The organism is Bowmanella yangjiangensis (assembly GCF_017255015.1).
GTDB lineage: Bacteria > Pseudomonadota > Gammaproteobacteria > Enterobacterales > Alteromonadaceae > Bowmanella > Bowmanella yangjiangensis.
The window spans coordinates 1-287 of sequence record NZ_JAFKCS010000897.1 but is presented as its reverse complement, the minus strand read 5'-3'; the positions used below and the strand labels follow the sequence as shown (position 1 = coordinate 287).

The window sequence follows — 287 nt, the reverse complement described above, 5'->3', positions numbered from 1 at the left end:
GATTCCGACGGGCATCGAGCTGAGGATGCGCCTGGTGATGCTGCGGCGAACCTTGCTGAGCCCCTCGGCAGCCGCCAACGGACGAGTACTGCGCTATCTGCTGGGTGGGGCCATCCTGTTCAGCGGTGCGTTGCTGCTGTTCATCCAGTCGACCGCGCTGCTCGATCCGCACGCGCAGCCACGCTTGATGGATGCCTTGCAGGGCGGGCTGTTGTGCGCTCTCGGCACGGCGTCAGGCGCGCTGCCGGTATTGTTCATGCGCGAGTTGTCCCAGCGCTGGCGTGACC

1 protein-coding gene is annotated in these 287 nt (G+C 66.2%); it reads left to right on the top strand.

What is annotated here, in order from left to right:
* Positions 1-25: 25 nt before the first annotated feature.
* Positions 26-287, top strand: a 262-nt coding sequence (locus tag J0A65_RS27130; RefSeq protein ID WP_416135353.1) for a hypothetical protein, incomplete at its 3' end; no start/stop codon positions are given.